This is a genomic window from Actinoplanes palleronii, from assembly GCF_016862315.1.
Classification (GTDB): domain Bacteria; phylum Actinomycetota; class Actinomycetes; order Mycobacteriales; family Micromonosporaceae; genus Actinoplanes; species Actinoplanes palleronii.
This window is the reverse complement of record NZ_BOMS01000096.1, coordinates 1-5,302: the sequence shown is the minus strand read 5'-3', so window position 1 is coordinate 5,302 and position 5,302 is coordinate 1. Positions and strand designations below refer to the sequence as shown.

The following is a 5,302-nucleotide window of genomic DNA, read 5'->3' as shown; positions in this document are numbered from 1 at the left end:
AAACCTTGCCTACCCACCATTCCAGCCGCGGGTCCCGATCCGATGATCGCTTCGGTCAGAGCTCCGGCCTCAGCAAACAGAAACCTTTGCCACGAGGCCGCTTCAGCCGACGGTCCAGCCTTGTCCGACGGCGGTCTCGGCGACGCCGGGCGGATGGGGACAAGGATTTCGGCCGCGAGGAGCGGGAGAGTCAGCCACGCGAGGTGGGCGGTACAACAACTCCAGCCGGCGGTCGCGGCAGCCTCGGTGGTGCCGGGCGGATGGTGACAAAGGCGTCAGTCGCGGGGAACGGGATTCTCAGCTACGCCAGGTAGGCGCGACGACAACTCCGGGCGGCGGTCGCGGGGGCTTGGCGATGGCGGGTGGATGGGGACGGAGGCGTTAGCTGTGGGTGGCGGGCAGTCGTTTCAGGGCCTGCTGCACTCTGTTTTGCACCGGTTTGCTCTGCGTTGACAGGGCCAGCCGTGTCAGCACGTCGGCTGGCACGGCGCCCGGCCGATCGACAAGGGTCTCCACGGCGGCAGCGGCTGCGCGGCCTGCCTTTGGCTCGTTCGCCCCTGGGCGCCTGGGGGCACCGGCCACCTCGGCCACCCGGCCGAGCAGCACGGTGGCCTCCGGCGACCCGTCCAGGGCGTGAATCCAGCACAGCCCGCGGACCAGCACGTCGTGTTCTTCCCGGAGCCAGATGTCAGGCTCTTCCCGGGGCCAGGGGTCGGGCTCTTCCCGGGGCCAGGGGTCGGGCTCTTCCCGGGGACGGGGGTCGGGCTCTTCTCGGGGCCAGGAGTCGTGGTCGAGGAAGGCCGCCAGCACATCCCGGACCGCGCTGGCGGCCATTGGCGACGCCGCCCGCAGGGCGGCGGCGCGCCGCAGCCATGCCTTCGACGGAACCGGCCGGGTCAACGTCACGGCGTGCTCCAGCACCTCGCTCGTCGCCGGGTCGGTGCCCCGATCACCGAGCAGCCGCCGCGCGGCCGGCCCGAACCCCTCCCGGCCGAACAGCAGCGGAGTGACCAGGTCACCGCTGAGCCGACGGATCGCCGTCCGGAGTCGGCCGACCAGCTCGCGGCGTTTGGCCCCGAACACCTCCCTGTCGTCCAGGATCGCGTCGTGCACCGCCCACAGGACCGGCTCGAACCCGCCCAGCTGCTCCACCGGCAACTGACTGGCGATCACCCCGGGCAGCTCACAGCCCGCGCCGTAGACCCCGATCCGCTGCCGGGCGAGCACCTGCAGCGCCCACACCAGATCGTCGCGGTGCCACGGAACCGACTCCGCGGTGAGCGCGTAGAGCTCGGCGGTGCCGTGATAGGCCGGGCGTTGATCGGTCAGCAGGCCGGCGTGCCAGTACAGCGCGGTGAGCCGCTGATGCTGAGGGCCCTGCGGCGGCCAGGACTCCACCGGCACCGGGTCGACGGCACCGGAACTCATCTCCGGAACGAGGTGAAGCCAGCCACTCATGCGGCCCATCATCCCCAACCGGTACGACAACTTTTTTGTCATACCCCGTGGGCAGGATGACCGGCATGAGTGGCTGGCTTCATTTGCTTCCTGAAACGGGCTCCCTGGTCGGTGACGTCGCGGCCTTCGATGCTGACGCGCGGCAGCGGGTTGCCGCCATGCGGTGGCATCTGGAGGCTGCGGAGCGGGACTGCCCGAGTTATGACCCGGGTGCCGAGCTGTATGAGATCACTGCTTCGCCTCTGGCATGGCAGCGTGCGGAGCTGGCGTGGGCGCTGCGGCAGATCCCGCAGGCCGGCGTCGGTTATGACGGCGGGGTCTATCGACTGCCCGCGGTGATCGCCAACCAGCTGCCGCTCGAGGAGCTGGCCGGTTTCGGCCCGGCGCTCCGAGCCGTGCTCGAGGAGCTCCGGGCCGAGTGGGACATGCCGGCAGATGTCCGCAGGCTGCTCTCCGGGCACTATGGGGCAGCCATCGGGCGGCTCCACAACGACTTCGTCGCGCACCTGTTCTTCGACGACGACGGGTTCGGGCCGGTGGCGCGGCAGCAGCTCGGCGCCGCGACCGAGGATCGGGCCGTGGTCGAGGTGCTGGACTTCGCCTTCACTCTGGCCAAGCCGGTGCCAGCGAAGGTCTGGCTGCGCAGAGCCGCCGAGCTCCTGTCCGCCGGGGCCGGTGCTGGGGCTGGTGCTGGGGCTGGGGTCGGTGCTGGGGTCAGTCCTGGTGCCGGTGCCGGTGCCGGTGCCGATGCTGGGGCCGGTGCTGGGGCTGGGGCTGGAGCCGTTCGGGCCGTGCTCGTGGCGTTCGCCGAGCGGGGCGCCTGGGTGGGCGACGAGCACGACGTGCTGTTGCGGGGGCTCTGCTGGCTGCAGGGCCTGGACGGCTCGGCCGAGTCGACGGCGCTGCTGGGCCGGGTGGCCAAAGTGGCCTGTGCGTCGCGGTCGGCGCGATCGGCCGATCCGAAGGCGCCGAAGGCCGCGGCGGCCGTGGTGGAAGTCCTGGTTGATCGTTCGGGGGACGTGCCGGCCGCGGTGCTGAGCCGGCTCTCGATGTCGGCGCGGAGCAGGCCGGTGCAGAAACGGGTGCAGGCGGCGCTGAAGCGGATCGCCGACGCCCGCGGGTGGGCGCCCGGCGAGGCACAGGAGCTCACCGTCGACGACCACGGGTTGAAGAGCTGCGGCTGCCTGCGCCTCCGGCTGCGCGACAGCACCGACCTCGTCGGTGTCGAGATCCTCGACGACAAGGCAGCCGTCCGGGTCTGGCGGGACGGCACACCGCTGAAGACCGTCCCCACCGCGATGCGGGCGGGCCTCGCGTCGTTGCGGACCCTGGCCACCCAGGTCACCAAGACCCTGGCCAGCGAGCGAGGCCGCCTCGAAGCCCTGCTCGCGCAGGACCGCACGTGGGCCTGGCCCACCTGGGAGCAGCGATACCTACGCCACCCGGTGACCGGTTCCCTGGCCCGGCGGCTGATCTGGCAGGTCTCTCCGGACAACGGCCAGACCTGGCACTCAGGCTTCCCGGCACCGACCGAGGACGGCCCCGGCTGGACCGTCGACGGCCACTCCGGAGCACAGTGCACGGTCCGGCTCTGGCATCCGGTGGAGGCGCCCCCGGCCGAGGTGGCCGCCTGGCGAGACCACGTCACCACGGCCGCCACGAAGCAGCCGTTCAAGCAGGCGTTCCGCGAGGTCTACCGGCTGACCCCCGCCGAGGTGCAGACCGGCTCCTACTCGAACCGGTTCGCCGGCCACATCCTGCGCTATCGCCAGGCCAACGCCCTGATGCGGGTGCGCGGCTGGTCGGCGAACTATCTCGGCTCCTGGGGCGACGGCCGGCACGGTGAAGCGACAAAGGACCTGGCCGCCGGCACGTGGCAGGCGACGTTCCACCACGAGATCGCCACCGAAGGAACTGGACGACGCGACCGGGTCGAGTTCTGCTCAACCGACCAGGTCCGTTTCGCCCGCCGCGACGGCCGGCTCTGGACCCCGACCCGCCTCGACGAGGTCCCCCCACGCCTCCTCAGCGAGGCAATGCGCGACGTCGACCTGTTCGTCGGGGTGACCTCGATCGCCGCCGACGAGACCTGGAGCGACAGCGGCGCGCAGGATTTCCGCCGCTACTGGCGAGAAACCGCCTTCGGCGCCCTGCCCGAAACCGCCAAAGTCCGCCGAGACGCCCTGGCCCGCCTGCTCCCCGCCCTGACCATCGCCCCACAGTGCGAACTCACCGACCGCTACCTCCAGGTCCGCGGCACCCGCACCACCTACAAGATCCACCTGGGCTCGGCAAACATCCTGATGGCACCGGACGACACCTACCTCTGCATCGTCCCCGCCGGCCGAGGCCCAAGGGTCGCCCTGCCCTTCAACGACGATCCCCGCCTGTCTCTGATCCTGTCCAAAGCCTTCCTGCTGGCCGCCGACCACAAAATCACCGACGAAACCATCCTGAACCAACTGCCAGCCTGATCCCCCTGTTCTCCTCGCTAGCGGATCTGCGCGATGGGGGACGGTTTGGGCGGGGAGGGCCATGCGAAAACCGTCAGGCTTGATATTTCCGAATGGCCCTCCCCACCCAAACCTTGCCCACCCACCATTCCAGCCGCGCCCCAGCTCCGATAACCGCTTAGCGAGAGCTCCGGCCTGAGCCACCAGAAATCTCTGCCACGAGGCCACTTCAGCCCGAGGTCCAGCCTTATCCAACGGCAGCCTCAACAACGCCAAGCAGGCGGTAGCAAAGGCCTCGGCCGCGAGAAACGAAAGTCTCAGCCACGCCAGGTCCTCGGCAACTCCATCCCCAGCCGGCCGAAACGGAAGCCTCACTAACGCCGGGCAGCTGATGGCAAGGGCTCCGGCCGCAAGGAAGGGAAGTCTCAGCCACGCCAGGTCGTCGGTGGCTCCATCCCCAGCCGGCCGAAACGGAAGCCTCAGCGACACCAGGCAGATAGCGGCAAGGGCTCCGGCCGTGAGGAGGGAAGTCTCAGCCACGCGAGGTCCTCGACGACTCCAACCCCAGCCGGCCGAAACGGGAATCTCGGCGACGCCGGGTGGTTAGCGGCTGGGCCTCGGCCGCGAGGAACGGAAGACCTAGTTCGCGGAGTCCCGGCCTCGGAATGCATGGCCATTGACGCTGATGGTTCAGACCGCTTGCCACTGCGATCGTTGACCAGCTGGTCTCTAGAGGTGTCTCGCAAAGCTCGAGGCACCCCTGCAAGCCAGCCGGTGCCACAACCCGCGGCCGCAGCCTTACGTCGAGGCGGATCTCGCGCAGCCGGGGCAGGTGCCGCAACCCGCGGCCGCAGCCTTGTGCCGGGGCGGATCTTGCGCAGCCGGGCAGGTGCCGCAGCGTGCGGCCGCAGCCTGTGCCGAGGCGGTGGCCGGCTGGCTTGTAGAGGTGTCTCGCAGTGCGTGAGGCACCCCTGGAAGCCAGCCGGTTGCCGCAAGCCGCGGCCGCAGCCTTGTGCCGGAGCGGACCTCGCGCAGCCAGGCAGGTGCCGCAGCGTGCGGCCGCAGCCTTTGCCGAAGCGGTGGCCGGCTGGCTTGTAGAGATGTGTCGCAGTGCTTGAGGCACCCCTGAGAGCCAGCCGGTTGCCGCAACCCGCGGCCGCAGCCCTTTGTGCCGGGGCGGATCTTGCGCAGCCGTGGTCGGTGCCGCAGCGTGCGGCCGCACCTTTGCGCCGCAGCGGTGGCCGGCTGGCTTGTAGAGGTGTCTCGCGGTGCGTGAGGCACCCCTGGAAGCCAGCTGGTTGCCGCGAGCCGCGGCCGCAGCCTTGTGCCGAAGCGGATCTTGCGCAGCCGCGGCCGGTGCCGCGACTCGCGGCCGCGGCCCTGTGCCGAGG

At 70.5% G+C, this 5,302-nt stretch carries 2 protein-coding genes; one reads left to right on the top strand and one right to left on the bottom strand.

Annotation, left to right across the window (positions count from 1 at the left end; genetic code table 11):
• Nucleotides 1–381 precede the first annotated feature (381 nt).
• Entirely contained in the window at nt 382–1,458 is a 1,077-nt protein-coding gene (locus Apa02nite_RS30810; RefSeq protein ID WP_203828158.1) for a hypothetical protein, read from the bottom strand.
• 158 nt (nt 1,459–1,616) lie between these two features.
• Here Apa02nite_RS30810 and Apa02nite_RS30805 point away from each other — a divergent pair, with 158 nt between their 5' ends.
• Nucleotides 1,617–3,932 (top strand): DUF4132 domain-containing protein, encoded by a 2,316-nt coding sequence (locus Apa02nite_RS30805; protein ID WP_239164682.1) that lies wholly within the window; start codon nt 1,617–1,619, stop codon nt 3,930–3,932.
• Nucleotides 3,933–5,302 lie beyond the last annotated feature (1,370 nt).